Annotated in this window: 15 protein-coding genes; 2 read left to right on the forward strand and 13 right to left on the reverse strand. The window is 69.5% G+C overall.

All coding sequences use genetic code 11. The features are described from left to right. Positions 1–30 precede the first annotated feature (30 nt). From RAH39_RS14055 to RAH39_RS03705, 9 genes are all read right to left on the reverse strand, one after another. Entirely contained in the window at positions 31–561 is a 531-nt protein-coding gene (locus tag RAH39_RS14055; protein WP_373467341.1) for a type II secretion system protein, read from the reverse strand. A gap of 194 nt (positions 562–755) precedes the next feature. Further along, a complete protein-coding gene (locus RAH39_RS03670; protein WP_306591449.1) occupies positions 756–1,856 on the reverse strand; it encodes an N-acetylneuraminate synthase family protein in 1,101 nt (366 codons plus the stop codon). Between the two features lie 139 nt (positions 1,857–1,995). Further along, positions 1,996–3,831, reverse strand: a complete 1,836-nt coding sequence (locus tag RAH39_RS03675; RefSeq protein ID WP_306591450.1) for a thiamine pyrophosphate-binding protein — start codon at positions 3,829–3,831, stop codon at positions 1,996–1,998. Beyond that, entirely contained in the window at positions 3,828–4,898 is a 1,071-nt protein-coding gene (locus RAH39_RS03680) for an NAD-dependent epimerase/dehydratase family protein (protein ID WP_306591451.1), read from the reverse strand. Before RAH39_RS03680 ends, RAH39_RS03675 begins: the two co-directional genes overlap by 4 nt. After that, a complete protein-coding gene (gene rfbH, locus RAH39_RS03685) occupies positions 4,898–6,208 on the reverse strand; it encodes a lipopolysaccharide biosynthesis protein RfbH (protein ID WP_306591452.1) in 1,311 nt (436 codons plus the stop codon). The genes RAH39_RS03680 and rfbH overlap by 1 nt, the downstream gene beginning before the upstream one ends. Then, on the reverse strand, positions 6,205–7,182 hold the full coding sequence (locus RAH39_RS03690; protein WP_306591453.1) for an NAD-dependent epimerase/dehydratase family protein: 978 nt from the start codon (positions 7,180–7,182) through the stop codon (positions 6,205–6,207). The genes rfbH and RAH39_RS03690 overlap by 4 nt, the downstream gene beginning before the upstream one ends. Further along, complete coding sequence (rfbF, locus tag RAH39_RS03695) at positions 7,179–7,952, reverse strand: glucose-1-phosphate cytidylyltransferase (RefSeq protein ID WP_306591454.1); 774 nt, start codon at positions 7,950–7,952, stop codon at positions 7,179–7,181. Before rfbF ends, RAH39_RS03690 begins: the two co-directional genes overlap by 4 nt. A 28-nt stretch (positions 7,953–7,980) precedes the next feature. Next, positions 7,981–8,958 (reverse strand): lysylphosphatidylglycerol synthase transmembrane domain-containing protein, encoded by a 978-nt coding sequence (locus tag RAH39_RS03700; protein WP_306591455.1) that lies wholly within the window; start codon positions 8,956–8,958, stop codon positions 7,981–7,983. A gap of 5 nt (positions 8,959–8,963) precedes the next feature. After that, positions 8,964–10,043, reverse strand: coding sequence for a tetratricopeptide repeat protein (locus RAH39_RS03705; protein ID WP_306591456.1), 1,080 nt, complete (start codon positions 10,041–10,043; stop codon positions 8,964–8,966). A gap of 155 nt (positions 10,044–10,198) precedes the next feature. Between RAH39_RS03705 and RAH39_RS03710 the strand changes: the two genes are divergently transcribed. Beyond that, the gene (locus RAH39_RS03710) at positions 10,199–10,978 is read left to right on the forward strand and encodes an enoyl-ACP reductase FabI (protein ID WP_306591457.1); all 780 of its coding nucleotides are present in this window, start codon (positions 10,199–10,201) and stop codon (positions 10,976–10,978) included. 4 nt (positions 10,979–10,982) lie between these two features. Here RAH39_RS03710 and RAH39_RS03715 read toward each other — a convergent pair whose 3' ends face one another. Continuing rightward, positions 10,983–11,456, reverse strand: coding sequence for a peroxiredoxin (locus tag RAH39_RS03715; RefSeq protein WP_306591458.1), 474 nt, complete (start codon positions 11,454–11,456; stop codon positions 10,983–10,985). A 76-nt stretch (positions 11,457–11,532) separates the two neighbouring features. On the opposite strand from RAH39_RS03715, the gene RAH39_RS03720 reads away from it, so the two are divergent. Then, positions 11,533–12,780 (forward strand): L-serine ammonia-lyase, iron-sulfur-dependent, subunit alpha, encoded by a 1,248-nt coding sequence (locus tag RAH39_RS03720; protein WP_306591459.1) that lies wholly within the window; start codon positions 11,533–11,535, stop codon positions 12,778–12,780. On the opposite strand, the gene RAH39_RS03725 is transcribed toward RAH39_RS03720, so the two are convergent. The 3 genes from RAH39_RS03725 to RAH39_RS03735 are packed head-to-tail and all read right to left on the reverse strand — an operon-like array spanning position 12,761 to position 15,503. Beyond that, complete coding sequence (locus RAH39_RS03725; protein WP_306591460.1) at positions 12,761–13,483, reverse strand: hypothetical protein; 723 nt, start codon at positions 13,481–13,483, stop codon at positions 12,761–12,763. The two genes, RAH39_RS03720 and RAH39_RS03725, sit on opposite strands and share 20 nt — an antisense overlap. Then, positions 13,480–14,130 (reverse strand): hypothetical protein, encoded by a 651-nt coding sequence (locus RAH39_RS03730; RefSeq protein ID WP_306591461.1) that lies wholly within the window; start codon positions 14,128–14,130, stop codon positions 13,480–13,482. Before RAH39_RS03730 ends, RAH39_RS03725 begins: the two co-directional genes overlap by 4 nt. Then, the gene (locus RAH39_RS03735) at positions 14,127–15,503 is read right to left on the reverse strand and encodes an ABC transporter substrate-binding protein (RefSeq protein ID WP_306591462.1); all 1,377 of its coding nucleotides are present in this window, start codon (positions 15,501–15,503) and stop codon (positions 14,127–14,129) included. Before RAH39_RS03735 ends, RAH39_RS03730 begins: the two co-directional genes overlap by 4 nt. Positions 15,504–15,583 lie beyond the last annotated feature (80 nt).

Raw genomic sequence — 15,583 nt, forward strand, 5'->3', positions numbered from 1 at the left:
TCCCCCTCTTTTGGTAGATAATTTCCTACTCTATTCTAGATTGCTGATCTTCATGAAAACATTGGAATTGGCATTGGCCGCATCCTTAAACTGATTCTGCACATACACCGAGGTGACGAAGACGCCTGGTGTGGTGGTCGTAGCAGGAAGAAGGCCCATCTGAACCTGTCCCTGCTTGGCGGCAGTGGCTGCAGCTTTGGTGGCCGTTCCATCCACGGCCGTTTCAGTCACGAGCGTCGTGTTGTAGGCAGGGAGAGCACCACTGGTGTTCCAGGGATTCTTGGACTGCCAAACCGTAGGGATTTTGGAGGTTGCAGCAGTAGTGCCGACAATGTTGGCCTGGACATTGGCGACGGTGTCTGCGGTGATGCCATCTTCCTTGGCCTTATCGATCGCGGCAATGAAATCGCCCACGATGCCGGCGGCATTGTCCTGGCTGCTCTTGTCACGGGCGCGGGAGCGCTGGCCGAGGAGGGCCGGGATGGCGATGGCGCTGATGATGCCGATGATGGCGAGCACGAGCAGCAGCTCGATGAGGGTGAAGCCGGACTGCTTCTTCATGGGCGTCTCCTTAGGAATGGGCCGAGCTTGAGTAATCAAGTCCCGTGCCATGGCGGTGAGTCTGATTCAAGATGCCTTTAGCTCTCTGCAAAGACAAGGGATTTCGGCCTGACGGTTTCTCACGCTCGGGGTGCTGAGGGATCGAGTGCCGGATTGCGTCAGGTGAGGGTGACGCGGTCGGGCCTGGGGGGGGCCTATTCCTTGAGCCCACGCCTCTCGATCAAGCGTCGGAGGGAGGGATTGCGCCCGTACTCGTTGTCCATGTGGTCGATGGTGATGGGCTCGTCGGCCTTCAGGGACTTCACGAGGCGGTCTTCGTTGAAGAGTTCACGGCAGGAGATCTGGCCCTTCTGGAGCGGAACCGCGAGGTAGTAGTCCTCGGCGGTCAGGACGTGGCCTTCGGGCAGGTCGCGGCGGGCGTAGACGCCCCGGACGAGGGCGTCGAGATATTCGACTTCCCGCTCCGGGGGGATTCGCTTCTGGGTGCCCGGGGCGCCGCACATCTCCTTGGCCTTGAGGAACGCCTTGAACCACCGGTCCGCCTGCTCGGGGGTGGAGCAGTAGGGCGAGGGCTTGGGGAAGCCCTCCTGGTCGATGTCGATGTGCCGCTCGAAGGTGCGCGCGCCCTTGGCGTAGGCGATCATCACGCTGGATTCCCAGTCGTGGTACTCGTGGGTGGAGAACCCGATGGTCAGCCCGGGATAGCGGTTCCTCAGGAATTCGATCTGGTTCATCTCGAGCTCCCCATCTTCGCTGGGGTAGAGGGACACGCAGTGGTTCAGGGCCAGGGGGATGCCCCGGTTGCTGAAGAAGGTGACGAGATCATCCACGTCGCGCAGGGAGGAGCCCCCCGTGGAGGCGATGACGGGCTTGCGGGTGCGGGCGATGGCCTCGATGAGGATCCAGTCGTTCAGGTCCGAGCTGGCGAGCTTGATGATGTCCAGTCCCAGGTCCATGCACAGGGCGACGCTGTTCTCGTCGAAGGGCGTGGCCATGGGGATGCAGCCGGAGCGGCGGATCTCGTGGACCAGGGTTTCGAAGCTCTCCCGGTCCAGGCGTGTGTCCACGGTCTTCTTGATGTACCGGATGTCCTTCCGGTCGCGGAAGTCCTTGTGGATGAACGAGTCGACGTCCCGGAACTGGAGCTTGATGGCCGCCCGGACGCTGTTGTAGCGGACCACGCGCCCGAAGTCCCGCACGATCTGGAGCGCGCGGTCGAGGCTGCCCCAGTGGTTGTTGGCGAGCTCGAGGACGAACAGTTCGTCGAAGATGTTCCGATTGATGGATGCGGCCATGGCATGACTCCGGAACAGGGGGGAGGGCAATCGATGTGCCATTTCGTCCAGGCATTTTCGGATGCCTGCTAGCCGATGATCGGCTTTTGAAATAAATGACATGAATGCCGGCGCGATGCCGGAGAAACGCTGACGTGGTTCAGGCCTGCCAGGGCGCGATCAGCAGGTTCTCCGCGAGTTCCTCCCGGCTGAGGAAGGGCGCCAGATCCTCCAGGGGAGAGGTGACCATCCGGCCATCCTCCAGCCGTCGGGAGCTGAGCTTGGGCGCGAAGCCCTGGTCGAGGTCCAGCATCACTTCGCACAGGACGGGGCCCTGGGCGGCCGCGGCCAGGGTCTGGGCGATGGCGGGGGCCATCTCGGCATGGCTCGCCACCCGGAAGTAGGGGATGGCGTAGGCCCCGCACAGGGCCTGGAAATCCGGGAAGCCGAGGCCGCTTTCCGTTCCGCAACCCACGATGTTGTCCGGGAAGAAGGCCCGTTGCGTCTGGCGGATGGAGTGGTAGCCCTGGTTGTTGTAGAGGAAGATCGCCACGGGCAGGCGGTGGGTGGCCAGGGTCTGGAGCTCCTGGAGGTTCATCTGGATGCTGCCGTCCCCCGCCATGCAGATGACGGTTTGGGAGCTGCCGGGTTGATGCCGGGCGGCGACGGCGGCGCCCAGCGCGGCGGGCAGGTCGTAGCCCATGGAGGCGCAGCCCGAGTTGCTGTAGAGGCGCTGCCCCTCCTTCAGGTCGGCGGCCTGGAACGTGGTGACGCACGCTGTTCCGTCCCCGGTGACGATGGTCTGGCCCTCGGGGAGCTGGTGGAACAGCGCCTCCGCGAAGCAGTAGGGATTCACCGGGGCCTCCTTCGCGGAGTACTCCGGCAGGACCACCGGATAGCGGGCCTGGCGGGCCTTGCACCAGGCGAGGAAGTCGCGGTGCGCCGGCGGAATGTCGTGGTTGCCCGCCGCCTCCAGCAGTGCGTCCAGGAAGGCCTTCAGATCAGCTTCCACCGGCAGGTCGATCCGCAGGGTCGGTTTCCGCAGTTCCGCCGGATCGACGTCCACCATCACCTTGAAGGCTGCGCGGGCGAAGGCGTCCCAGTTGTAGCTGATCTGGCGGATGTTCAGCCGGCAGCCCAGGACGAGGAGGAAATCCGAGTTCTGGACGGCAAAATTCCCCGGTCGATCCCCCACCGTTCCGGGCCGCCCCACGTAGCAGGGATGGCTGTTGGGCAGCAGGTCGTGGGCGTTGAAGGCCGTCGCCACGGGGATTCCCAGGCGGTCCACCACGGCTCGGAAGGCCTCATAGGCGCCGGCGATGCGCACGCCCGTTCCCGGCAGGATCACGGGTCGCCGGGCGGCCCGCAGCCGCTGCAGAACCTCTTGAACCTGCGCCTTCAGGGTGGTCGAGGTCCGCGTCGGAGCCTCGACGGCGGGATCGAATCCCTTCAGTGCCGTCTCATCCACCTGCGCGCCCTGGACGTTCATGGGGACGTCGATCCACACCGGTCCCGGCCGCCCCGACTGGGCCAAGTGAATGGCCCGCTCCAAGTGGTAGCGGATCGTGGCGGGATCGGTCACCAGGACCGCGTACTTGGTGATGGGTTCGACGATCCGGACGATGTCCACTTCCTGGTCGCCGAGCTGGCGCAGCTCCGGGTCGCCCTGGCAGGCCACCAGTGTCTCGGTGCGGACCTGTCCCGAGATGACGATCATCGAGATGGAGTCGGTCCAGGCGCCGTGGATGCCCGTGAGCGTGTTCAGCCCCCCCGGTCCCGTCGTGACGTTCACGGCCGCCATGCGCCCCGACAGCCGGGCGTAGCTTTCGGCGGCGATGGCGCAGGCCTGCTCGTGATGGCAGGCCACGTAGCGCATTCCTTCGCAGCGCCCGAAGGCGTCGTTGAGGTGCATGGCCCCGCCGCCGGTGACGAGGAACACGTCGCGGATCCCGTGGGCGGCGAGGGTCTGGGCGATGTAGTCGGCGACGCGGATCATGGGGCCTCCAGGGAGGGAAAGGGAGCGGGCGTCGGGGAGCGGAACTGCCGGTGCCAGGCCAGCGTGCGGGCCACGGCTTCTTCAAGGGTCACGCGGGGACGGAGGTCCAGCTCGCCGGCCATCCGGATCACGGCGGGCACATAGCGGGCGGGCGGCGCCCCGGCCACGGGGACCCGCTCAACCTCCACCGGCAGGCCGGCGGCGGCCCCCACGGTGCGGGCGAGTTCGAGGATGCTGACGCCCCGGTCGCTGCCCACGTGGTAGGCGCCGGATTCCCCCTGGATCAGGAGCGCCCACAGCCAGGCTGCCATCTCCGATGCGTAGAGGTAGGAGCGGAACGGCGTCCCGTCGCCTCCGACGCGGATGGGCCGTCCTTCCAGCGCGTCGCGGATGAAGTTGCCGAAGGCGAAGTGCTGGTCCAGCGGCAGGTGCGGCCCGGCGAAGGCGAAGCAGCGGGCCACGGGGCAGGGGAAGCCGAGGTCCGCGCAGGCGCTTCGGATCAGGCGCTCCGCCTCCCGCTTGCCCTGCGCGTACGCCTGGCCCGGATCATCCGTGTCGGGGGCGAGGGGGAAATCCTCCGGGAAGTGCGTGAGCTCAGGGGGCTGGGGGCCGTAGACGGCGCCGCTGCTGAGGAACAGCACGCGCAATCCGGTCTGGCCTTGCATGGCCTCCATGACGCGCCGGGCGCCGCTGCTGATCGTCTGCCGCATGGCGCGGGGATCTGCGGCGTAGTGGCGGGCGTCGGAGGAGGCCGCGCCGTGGAGCAGATGGGTGAATGGACCCCGCACGGAGGGAAATGAGCAGACGTCTCCCGCGTGGAGTTTCAGCCAGCGGGCCCCTTCGAGGTGGGGCATCGCCTCCAGAAAAGCCCGGGGATTGCGGCTCAGGACGACGGCCTCCACCCCCAGTCCGAAGGTCCGGTCGGCGCGGTCCATTACGTCCAGCAGCCACTTGCCGAAGAAGCCCGTGCCGCCGGTGATGAACAGCCTCGCTCCGCGCAGGCGCTCCCATCCCTGCACCCAGTCCACGGCTTCCCGCAGGTCCGCCTCCGGAAGGGGCGCGCCCATCAGGGGGATCCCAGGCCCGCTTCCAGGGCCGAGGCGATGTGGTCCAGCATCGGAGGGGTGAGGCCGGGGAACACGCCCACCCAGAACGTGCGGTTCATGATCGCGTCGCAGCCGTCGAGGGGTCCCGCCACGCGGTGGGGCACGCCTTTGAAGGCGGGCTGCCGCAGAAGGTTGCCGCCGAAGAGCAGGCGGGTGCCGATCTTCCGGGATTCCAAATACTGGATCAGGCGGTTGCGCGATACCGGCGCGTCCTCCCGCAGCGTGAGGGGAAAGCCGAACCAGCTGGGGTTCGCGTCCGGCAGGCTCTCGGGGAGCATCAGAAAGGATTCCAGGTGGGCGAGCCGGGCGCGCAGGCCGCGGAAGTTCTCCCGGCGGCGGGCGATGAACCCCTCCAGCTTGTCGAGCTGGCTGAGGCCCACGGCAGCCTGCATGTCGGTGAGCTTCAGGTTGTAGCCCAGGTGGCTGTACGTGTACTTGTGGTCGTACCCCGCGGGCAGGTCGCCGAGCTGCCACTCGAAGCGGCGGCGGCAGGTGTTGTCCACGCCGGGTTCGCACCAGCAGTCGCGGCCCCAGTCCCGCAGGGATTCGACGATCTTCTTCAGGGCGGAATCGCGGGTCAGGACGGCGCCGCCCTCTCCCATCGTGAGGTGGTGGGCCGGGTAGAAGCTGACGGTGGCGAGGTGCCCGAAGGTGCCCACCTTGCGGTCGCCGAATTCGGCGCCCACCGCATCGCAGCAGTCCTCCACCACCCAGAGATCATGCTTCTTCGCCAGCGCCATCACCGCGTCCAGGTCGAAGGGATTGCCCAGGGCATGGGCCAGGATGATGGCCCGGGTGCGGGGTCCGACGGCTTCCTCCAAGCGGCTTGGATCGGCGTTGCAGGTGGGCAGGTGGGCGTCCACGAACACGGGGACCAGGCCGTTCTGCAGGATGGGCGTGACCGTGGTGGGGAAGCCCGCCGCGCAGGTGAGCACTTCGTCCCCCGGCACCAGGCGCCGGTCCCCCAACTGGGGCGAGGTGAGGGCGGAGATGGCCAGCAGGTTGGCGCTGGAGCCCGAATTGACCAGCAGGCAGTGGTCCAGGCCCCACCAGACGGCGAAGCGGCGCTCGAATTCCCGGGCGAACCGGCCCGTGGTGAGCCAGAAGTCCAGCGAGGCGTCCACCAGGTTGCGGACGTCGGCCCCGTCGAACACCTTTCCACTGACGGGAACCGGGGTCACGCCGGGCACGAACGGACGCTCCTGCCACCGCTCCGTCGCGTAGGCGGAGACCAATTCCAGGATCTGGGCACGCAGCGCATCGGCGCTCATGGGCGAGCGCCCAGGAAGTCCCGGTACCAGGGGATGGTCCGCGCGAGTCCCGCTTCGAGATCGTGGGCCGGTCGCCACTGGAGGCGCGTGCGGGCCTTTTCGCTGTTCAGGTACTGGTCCTGGATCTCGGCCTTGCCCCCGCCCTGGATCACGGGCTGGAGGTCGGAGCGCCCCATGGCGCGGAGGACGGCCGCGGTCATGTCGAGGACGCTCAGGCGGCTTTCGGGGCTGAAGTTGAAGGCCTCTCCCCGGATGCCTTCCTCGCGGCTCCGCAGCGCGAGCTGCAGGTAGGCGTCCACCACGTCGTCCACGAAGATATAGTCGCGGAGGTTGGTGCCGTTCGAGCGGAGCATAGGCGCCCGCTCCTCCAGGACCGCGCGGATGGTGCCCGGAACGATGCGGCTCCAGTTGAGGTCGCCCCCGCCGTAGATGTTTCCGCAGCGGGCGATGGTCACCGGCAGGCCGTAGGTGTGGGCGTAGGTGTGGGCGATGAGGTCCGTGCAGCTCTTGGAGACGTCGTAGGGGTGGCGCCCCTTGAGCGGCATCTCCTCGACGTAGGGCAGCAGGTCGGAGTCGCCGTAGGCCTTGTCGCTGGACGCCACGACCACGGACTTCACCAGTGCGGAGTGGACGCGGCAGGCCTCCAGGAGGTTGTAGGTGCCCCGAATGTTCGATTCGAACGTGAGGAGCGGACTCCGCAGGGCGACGCCGACGATGGCCTGGGCGCCCAGATGGATGACTGTCTCCACCTCATGCTCGCTGACGGCCCGCTCCACGGCGGCGTAGTCCTCCAGCGCCCCCTGAACCACGCGGCAGGCGCCGATGGTTCCCGCTCGGACCAGTTCGCTCCGCGGATCCCAATCCCGCACGAAGGCAACCACGTCGGCCCCCTCCGCGACCAGGCGCGCGCAGAGGGAGGCGCCGACCACGCCCGTGGCGCCGGTGACAAGAACGGAGGTTCCCCGCCAGCTCATGGCCACACCTTCCAGGGCGCGCGGCCCGATTCCCACAGCGTTTCGAGGAGGTGCTTCTCGCGCAGGGTGTCCATGGGCTGCCAGAACCCTTCGTGGCGGAAGGCGTGGAGCTGGCCGTCCCGGGCGAGCTTCTCGAGGGGATCCAGTTCCCACAGGGTGGCGTCGCCGGAGATGTAGTCGAGAACGCGGCGGTCCAGGACGAAGAACCCCCCGTTGATCCATCCTTCCCCGGTCTGCGGCTTTTCGTCGAACCGGACCACCTCATCGCCCTCCAGCGAGAGTCCGCCGAAGCGGGCGGGGGGGCGGACGGCGGTGATGGTGGCCAGTTTCCCGTGCCGCTTGTGGAAGGCGTACAGCGCCTGTAGGTCGACGTTCCCGAGCCCGTCGCCGTAGGTCATGAAGAAGGTGTCGTCTTCCCCTAGCCACGCCTCGAGCCGCTTGATCCGACCCCCCGTCTGCGTCTGCGCGCCGGTGTCCACCAGGTGCACCACCCAGGGCACGGGAGCGCCGGGCTGGGAGGTGTGGCGGCCCGTTGTGAGATCCACCGTGAGGTTCGCGTTGAGGGCGTGGAAATTCAGGAAGTATTCCTTGATCGCTTCGCCCTTGTAGCCCAGGGCCACGACGAACTCCGCGAACCCGTGCGCGGCGTAGATGTTCATCAGGTGCCAGAGGATGGGCTTCCCACCGATCTCCACCATGGGCTTGGGCCGGATCGCCGTTTCCTCGGCGAGCCTGGTGCCCATGCCGCCGGCGAGGATGAGGGTCTTCACGAAACCTCCGGAACGTGGGGGGAGTCTATCACTTCGGCGCGGCGGGCTCGCGAGGGGGGCGGGCCAGAGCGAGGGTTCCCAGGGTTGTGAGGGTCGCGACGTGGACCACTTCCCCCACCAGGCTCACGGACAGCGCCTCGGCCGGTCCGAATCCGAAGGGGGTCAGGGCGAGGATCACGGCCGCCTGGTGGGATCCCAGCCCGCCGGGCAGGAGGGGGAGGGCGAAGGCCAGCATGACGAAGAGGGCCACGCGCAGAGGGGCGGCGAAGGGCAGGCCGGCGCCGGCGGGAAAGGCGAGAAGGCAACACCAGGCGGACAGGACGTCCACGAAGAAGATCGCCGCCTGCAGCAGTCCGAGTCGGGGCAGCAGGGAGACGTTCCTCAGCGCCGCGGCCTGGTCGTGGATCTCTTCGAAGCGGTCGAGCCAGATGCGCCGACGGGGCTTTCCGGCAGCCCACTGCCTCAGACGCCCGCGCAAGGCGCGACCTGAAATCGCGAGAAAACCCGCCAGAGCCAGGAGGCCCGCGATTCCGAGGGCCAGGGGGACGGTGCCGGGCCTTCCCGTCCATCCGTGACCGGCCACGGCGCCCAGGAGGGCGAGAAGGAGGGCGATGTCGAACATCCGGTCCACGGCCAGGGCCGTTCCCACGCGGGTCAGGGGCAGGCCGAACCGGTGCCGGAGGGCCGCGGCTTTCACGAGCTCTCCGCCCCCCAAAGGCAGGAACAGGCTGGCGAAATAGCCCAGGGACACGCAGCGCCAAGTTCCGGGGAAGGAAAGGCCCTTCCCCAGGACGGCCGAGAGTCGCCAGGCCCGGCAACCCATGCTGATCGCGGTCAGCGCCCCCGCAAGCAGCAGCCAGGGCCAGGCGAGGCCATGAAGGGCCGCCCGCACCTGGCTCCAGGACACCCGGGCGCCGACCCCGACGAGGAGAACGAGTCCCCCCGCCGCCAGGAACCAGGAGCGCCGGGCTTTCCACAGTCCCGCAGGTCCTTCAATCCTGGTCAAAATGTTCAATTCCCGCCCAGCGCTTCCATCAACTCGGCCGCGCCCCGGTGCTTGGGATCGAGTTTGAGGGCTTCGTGTGCAGCGGCGCGGGCTTCGTCCTTGCGGCCGAGGTCGCGGAGGATCTGGCCCTTGCGCCACCAGGCGCCGGGATAGCCGGCGGAGCCGCCTTCCAGGGGCTCCCGCAGGACCTGCTCCAGGGCGGCGAGGCCTTCGGGGCGATGTAGGCCACTGCTCGCGGCGACCTTGCCCAGCTGAAGCCGCAGGAGGCTGGGGGCGTCCACCTGCCCCAACTGGTCCTGGGTGACCTTCCAGGCCATCTCCGGCTGGCCCCCGTGGAGGTAGGCGTCGCTGACGGCGGCGACCCCGTGACCGCGCCCGCGGATGCCGGGCAGCAGGCGGCCGGCTTCGGCCCGGAGGCGGGCGTTCTTCCCCGCCTCGCCGAGCGTTTTCTTGGCCGCGCGGCCGTCGAGGGCGTCCAGCCACTGCGCCACGACTTCCGGATCCTGGGGAGCCTGGGCGAGGGCGCGGCCGAAATAGGGCTCGGCCTCGCGCCACTTGTCCTCCTCCACGAGGATGAGGGCCTGGAGGAGATCCCCGCGGGCGGGCGCCACGCGGCGGAGGCGGTCGGCGCATTCCAGCGCGCGGCGGGTGGAACCCCCCAGCAGGCCGGGCAGCATTTCGTAGGCCAGGCCCAGGCTCGTCCAGGCGGGGGCCAGCCCGGGATCCGCGGCGGTGGCGGCGCGGAGGTCGTCCATGGCGCCCAGGGCGCCCCGCAGGCTCGACAGGTCGCGCTGCCGGATGGCTTCTCCCGCCCGGGCGAGGCCGCGGGCCAGAAGGGCATCCGCCAATCCAGACTGGAGCGCGAGGGCGCGGTCGGCGGCGGCGCGGGCCTCCGCGAACCGCAGGAGGCTGGAGAGCGCCTGGGACTTGGCGGCCCAGGCCGCGGCGTCGTTTCCGTTCTGTCCCAGCCGGCTCTCCGCTGCCGCCAGCACCTTGAGGTAGCGGCCCGCCTCCAGATCCGCGCGGAAGACGGGAGCGGAAGTCTGGGTGAGGAGAAGAAGCGCGGGAACAGGAGCAGCAAGCACGGGAACCCCCAGGCGTGAAGACAGGATGGAGAGGATCCGCGCTCCGTTCCAGCTCGCGGGGGGCCGAGGTCCCGCTCTTGACTCCGGGTATAGCGGGAAATGCGGAGTTGCGCTATGCTGCACGATTGTTTGCACACGACTCTGAAGGAGATCGCATGAGCGCCAAGGGCGGGCTGTTGGAGGGCAAGCGGGGTCTCATCGTCGGCGTGGCGAACAAGCGCTCCATCGCCTGGGGCATCGCCCAGAGGGCGGCGGAAGCGGGCGCCCAGCTCTGCTTGACCTACCAGAACGACCGGCTGGGAGAGAACGTCCGCGAACTGGCGGCGGAACTGGAAGACCCCCTGCTCCTGCCCATGGACGTGGGGAGCGACAGCCAGATCGTGATGGCCTTCGACGAGATCCGCCGGAAGTGGGGCAAGCTCGACTTCGTGGTGCACGCCGTCGCCTACGCGCCCCGTCAGGCGCTGGAAGGCCGCTTCGTGGAGACCAGCCGCGAGGACTTCCGCGTGGCCCACGACATCAGCGCCTACTCGCTCGCCGCCGTCAGCCACGCCGCCGCGCCCCTGATGCCGGAGGGCGGTGCCATCGTGACCCTCAGCTACCTGGGTTCCGAGCGGGTGGTGCCGGGCTACAACGTGATGGGCGTGGCCAAGGCCGCCCTGGAAGCCAGCGTGCGCTACCTGGCCGCCGACCTCGGTCCCCAGGGGATCCGGGTGAACGCCATTTCGGCGGGTCCGATCAAGACGCTGGCCGCGTCGGCCATTCCCGGCATCGGCAGCAAGCTCAAGCAGCACCGCTCCCACACGCCCCTCCAGCGGGACACGGACCAGCTGGAAGTGGGCGACGCGGGCGTGTTCCTGATGAGCGACATGGGTCGCGGCATCACCGGCCAGGTGCTCTACGTGGACGGCGGCTTTAACATCATGGCGGGGTAGGGCTTCACGCCTTCTGCAACCGCGCCAGAACCTCCATCACCTCCGCCACGTGGCCCTTCACGCTGACCTTGGGCCAGACGTGGCGGACGATCCCCTTGGGATCCACCAGGAAGGTGGAGCGGATGATGCCTTCCACTTCCTTCCCGTACATCAGCTTCTTCCCGAACGCGCCCAGCGGCTGCAGGAGCGCGCGTTCCGGATCGGAGAGCAGGCGGAAGGGGAGCTGCTGCTTGGCGATGAATGCCTGGTGGCTCTTGAGGCTGTCGCGGCTGATCCCGTAGACCTGGGCGCCGAGGGACTGCACCCGCGCCAGGTTGTCGCGGAAATCGCAGGCCTCGGTGGTGCAGCCCGGGGTGCTGTCCTTGGGATAGGCGTACAGGACGGTCCACCGCCCCTGGAGATCCTTGTCGGTGACGGTCGCTCCCTGATCGTCCTGGAGGGAGAAAGGGGGAAGCGGGGCGCCGGCTTGGATGGACATGCGGCCAGGGTAGCGGAGGCCTGGATGTGACCCAAGCCCTTCCGTCCGGGGAATGGAATGGAGGACGAGGCCGATCATGCGCTTTTCCGAGTTCCTGGACGCCGAATGGAAGCCCGCCCTGGGCTGCACCGAACCCGCCGCCGTGGCCCACGCGGCCAGTCTCGCCGCCGCTCGGGCTTCGGGTTCCATCCGCCAGGTGCGTCTGGTCCTGGACGTGCGGACCTACAAGAACTGCCACGCGGTAGGCATTCCCAACAGCGGGGGCCGGACCGGCGTGCTGTGGGCCCTCGCCCTGGGCGCCTGCCTTCCGGATTCTTCTCACGGCCTGGCCTGCTTTGGGCACGTGACGCCGGCGGTGCTCGCCGCGGCGGAGGACCTGGTCGCGCGGAAGCTGCTGCGCGTGGAGGTGGACGCCACCCGGCCCGACCTCTACATCGACTGCGCGGTGGAAGGCGAAAGCGGAACGGGCCGGGCGGTGCTGGAGGTGGAGCACACGCACGTGGCCCGGCTGGAGGCGGATGGAGTCCAGGTGGGCGGCACGCCTGCGCCGCGGGGAGACGAACGGCCTTCCGTCAGGGCTGCGGTGGGCGCCCTGGGCCTGGCCGAGATGCGGGATCTGGCGCTGTCCCTCACCGCGGAGGACCGCGGGCGGCTGCGGGAGGGCGCCGCGGCCAACCTGGCCATGGCGGAGCACGGCGTGGGGCTTCTGCCGCCGGGCTTCGTCCCGTCGCCGGGAACGGACCGCCTCGGGCGGATGTCGCGGCTGGTGAGCGCCGGCGTGCTGGCCCGGATGTCCGGGGAGCCCCTCATGGTGGTCTCCCTGGCGGGATCGGGAAACAAGGGGATCACGGTGTCGGTGCCCGTCGCGCTGTGGGGCCGGGAAGGCGGGCACGATCCCGCGAGGATCGACGAGGCCCTCGCCTTCGCCTGCCTGGCGACCTCGGCGACGACTCACCGCCTGGGAACGCTCTCCGCGATGTGCGGTGCGGCCAACGCCGCGGGAATCGGCGTGGCGCTGGGCATCCTCCTGCTCGAAGGGGCGACGCCCGCTCAGATGGACTTGGCGGTGAACACCATGGTCGGCAACCTGGCCGGCATGATCTGCGACGGCGCCAAGATCGGGTGCGCCATGAAGGCGATGACGGGCGTGGAGGCGGCCTTCCGCGCCGCGTCCCTGGCCCTTGCCGATTTCGGGATTCCCGCCACCGACGGAATCGTGGGCGTCGATGGCGACGCGTCGCTCCTCCACCTGGGTCGCCTGGCGCGGAACGGCATGACCGGCGTGGACGCCGAAGTGCTGGAGATCATGCAGGCGAAGCTGTAGTTCCCGCACTGCGCCGAACCGAGAGCCACGCGAGTCCGAGGACCGCCGCCAACGAAGCCCAGCCCAGCGGGCTCGGATCCGTCGCGAGGCGGGGCAGCTCCTCGGCGAGGAGGCGTCCCAGGCTGTCGTGCTGGGGGCCGGGACCCAGTCCCAGGGCGGACAGGGTCGCTTCTCCCCACAGGGCGCCCAGCCAAGCGCTGGGGAATAGCGCCGCGGCCTGCTGCCAGCCCCACGGGCTCCATCGGCGGAGGGTGGAGATCGGAGAGGCGCCCAGGGTGCGCTCTGCGGCCCAGGCGGGAGAGTGACGGAAGGCGTCCAGCCGCGCCCGCAGGGGCGGTTCGAGGTGGGGCGCCAGGAGGAGCCCCAGCACGCAGAACAGGGCGGGCGGTCCCAGTCCGCCCGCCGCGGCGGCCAGGGGCAGGAGGAAGAGAAGGGGCGGCACGCTGCGGAGGGCGGACAGGACGCTCTTCCAACGATCCGCCCGCCAAGCCAGGAGGAGGGCGATCCCCAGGGCGAGGATCGCGCAGGCGCTGGCGAATCCCAGGCTCCGCGATCCGGCCAGAAGGAGGCGGAGCAGGCCGTCGCGCCCGAGGTCGTCGAGCCCCAGCGGGTGGCGGAGGCTGGGCGGTGCGCCGCCCTCGAAAGGCGAGAGCGGCAGCTCGGGGAGGAACAGCGCCAGGAGGAAGAGGAGGCGTCCCTTCACGGCGTTTCCCATTGCGAGGTCTGGGACACCAGCCACAGGAGCGCCAGCGCTCCCACCCACGCGGCGAGGCCCGCCCGATCCCGCGCCGTCACCCTCGCCAGCCAGTCGGTGCCCAGCCCGGGCACGCCCAGGAGCCGCTCCAGGACGAGGGTGGCCGTCAGCCATACCGGCAGACGCGCCGCGAGCCAGCGGCCCCACAGGCGCCGCAGGGCGAGGAACCTCACCCGCCGGACGGCGGCCGGGCCCCAGGCGGCGGGAAAGGGCGATTCCGGGGGGAGGGCCTGGGACAGCCAGCGGATCTCGCCGGGCAGGGCCGATACGAGAAAGGCCGCGAGCCACCCACCCGTCCCCGGCGGACCCCATACGGCGGGCCAGAGGGCGAGCAGGAGCCCCGCCCAGAGGAGGTCCGGAGGCGCTTCCAGCAGCGCGAGGGGCGCCGCCGAGGCCAGGGCCGGTCCCCCGACCCAGGCCGCCAGGGGCGCGACCAGAGCCAGAGCGAACAGGGCCCAGCCGGCGGGGATCAGCGCCGGGAAAGGGAAGGGCGGAGGCGCGGCGGGTTTCCACAGGGCGCCGGGAAGGGCCCAGGCCAGGGCCAGCGCCAAGCCCCACACCGCGAAGCCTCCGGCCAGGGTCGGCAGGCGCCTCATCGCGCCCAGCGCCAGCCCGCGGCCCCCGGCGTGGAGAGGTAGAGACCCTGGGGCCCCGGTTCCACCATCAGGCGCCGGTCCACCCAGATGGCGCTGTGGAAGTCGAGGAGGGGCAGGGCGGCCGGATTCGCGGCCCACAGGGCCTGGAGGCCGCGCCAGCCCGCGTCCCCCGGCTGCTGCGCCTTCGTTGCGAGCTCCCGGAAGCGGGGATGGTGCCAGCCGGTGAAGTTCATGGGTCCCCCGGATTCCAGGTACTCGAACACGGCCCACGGATGGGGATCGAAGACCACCACCGAGCAGGCCAGGTCGAAGTTCCCTTTCTGGAGCCGGTCCACAAGCAGGCCCTGTTCCATCGGGATCAGCTGGAGGTCGTAGCCGTCCCTCCGGGCGCGCTCCCGCAGGGCCAGCAGCAGTTTCTCCACGGATTCCTCGCCCGCGGCGTAGTGCAGTTTCAAGGGCGTTCCGGGCGGAGGCGGCTGAAGACGGTTCTCCCCCGGGTCGATGGCGCGAGGCTCGAAGCCCAGCGTCTCGGGCCACAGGCCGCGGCTGGCCTTCGCGTTGCGGCCCAGGAGGCGGGGCGGGAATGCGTCCTTCCGCCAGCGCTCCAGCAGGAGGAGAGCGCCGGCTCCCGTCCGGCTCCACGCCACCAACTGGGCGTGCATGGGCTGGACCAACAGGCGGTGGGTGGGCGGTGGGTCCCCCTGATGGCGGGGAGGCGGGGCGCCGATGGCGAGCCAGCTCTTTTGGAGCGCCTGGAGGACCGCGTTCGCATCGGGCAGGAGACGGAAGCGGATCCCCTCGATCTGGGGCTTGAGGAAGTGCTCCCGCCGCGTGAAGACCCAGGCCGCGGCCTCCTTGCGGTAGAGGAAGGGACCGGAGCCCCGGTCGGGATGGTTCCTCTGGGCGATGGGGATGCGCGCCAGCTCGAGCAGAAGGCGCGCCGGGGGCCGGGGCGAGCGGAGCCACACGCGCCCATCCTCCACGCCGGTTTCCGCGCCCTCGAGGATGGCCCGCTTGGTGGGGCTGGCGCCGGGGCGCAGCAGTTCGCGAAGGGTCCACACCACGTCCTCTGGCGCCACGGGACTGCCGTCAGGGAACCGCGCGTCGGTCCGCAGGGTGAACAGGAGGGCGCCGTCCTTCCGCAGCTTCCAGGAAGCGGCGAGGCGCGGGACCGTCCGCCCGTCGGCCGCCAGGCCCACCAGCGCGTCTCCCGCGAGGGACTGGAGGATCCACTGCTCGTAGCTGTCGCCGCGGATGAAGTCGAGGGGACCGGGGTCCTGGGGCAGGGACTCCTCCACCATCTGGGCGCGCAGACTCGGCGGACTGAAGGCTGCGAGGAGAGCGAAAAGCAGGGCGGCGAGGCGGTTCCGCATGAATGGGCTCGGAGGTTTCGTCCAGGATGCGCGAGGCCGGCCCCTCTGCCAAGGCGCCTTCGAGGATGGGTGTTGCTACT

The organism is Geothrix sp. 21YS21S-4 (assembly GCF_030845995.1).
Taxonomy (GTDB): domain Bacteria; phylum Acidobacteriota; class Holophagae; order Holophagales; family Holophagaceae; genus Geothrix.

Bases quoted from the DNA above. Each gene is read 5' to 3' on its own strand.
- RAH39_RS14055 (WP_373467341.1), bottom strand. From the start codon at position 561: ATGAAGAAGCAGTCCGGCTTCACCCTCATCGAGCTGCTGCTCGTGCTC.
- RAH39_RS03675 (WP_306591450.1), bottom strand. From the start codon at position 3,831: ATGATCCGCGTCGCCGACTACATCGCCCAGACCCTCGCCGCCCACGGG.
- RAH39_RS03680 (WP_306591451.1), bottom strand. From the start codon at position 4,898: ATGGGCGCGCCCCTTCCGGAGGCGGACCTGCGGGAAGCCGTGGACTGG.
- RAH39_RS03670 (WP_306591449.1), bottom strand. From the start codon at position 1,856: ATGGCCGCATCCATCAATCGGAACATCTTCGACGAACTGTTCGTCCTC.
- RAH39_RS03730 (WP_306591461.1), bottom strand. From the start codon at position 14,130: ATGAGGCGCCTGCCGACCCTGGCCGGAGGCTTCGCGGTGTGGGGCTTG.
- RAH39_RS03735 (WP_306591462.1), bottom strand. From the start codon at position 15,503: ATGCGGAACCGCCTCGCCGCCCTGCTTTTCGCTCTCCTCGCAGCCTTC.
- RAH39_RS03720 (WP_306591459.1), top strand. From the start codon at position 11,533: ATGCGCTTTTCCGAGTTCCTGGACGCCGAATGGAAGCCCGCCCTGGGC.
- RAH39_RS03715 (WP_306591458.1), bottom strand. From the start codon at position 11,456: ATGTCCATCCAAGCCGGCGCCCCGCTTCCCCCTTTCTCCCTCCAGGAC.
- rfbH (WP_306591452.1), bottom strand. From the start codon at position 6,208: ATGAGCGCCGATGCGCTGCGTGCCCAGATCCTGGAATTGGTCTCCGCC.
- RAH39_RS03690 (WP_306591453.1), bottom strand. From the start codon at position 7,182: ATGAGCTGGCGGGGAACCTCCGTTCTTGTCACCGGCGCCACGGGCGTG.
- RAH39_RS03710 (WP_306591457.1), top strand. From the start codon at position 10,199: ATGAGCGCCAAGGGCGGGCTGTTGGAGGGCAAGCGGGGTCTCATCGTC.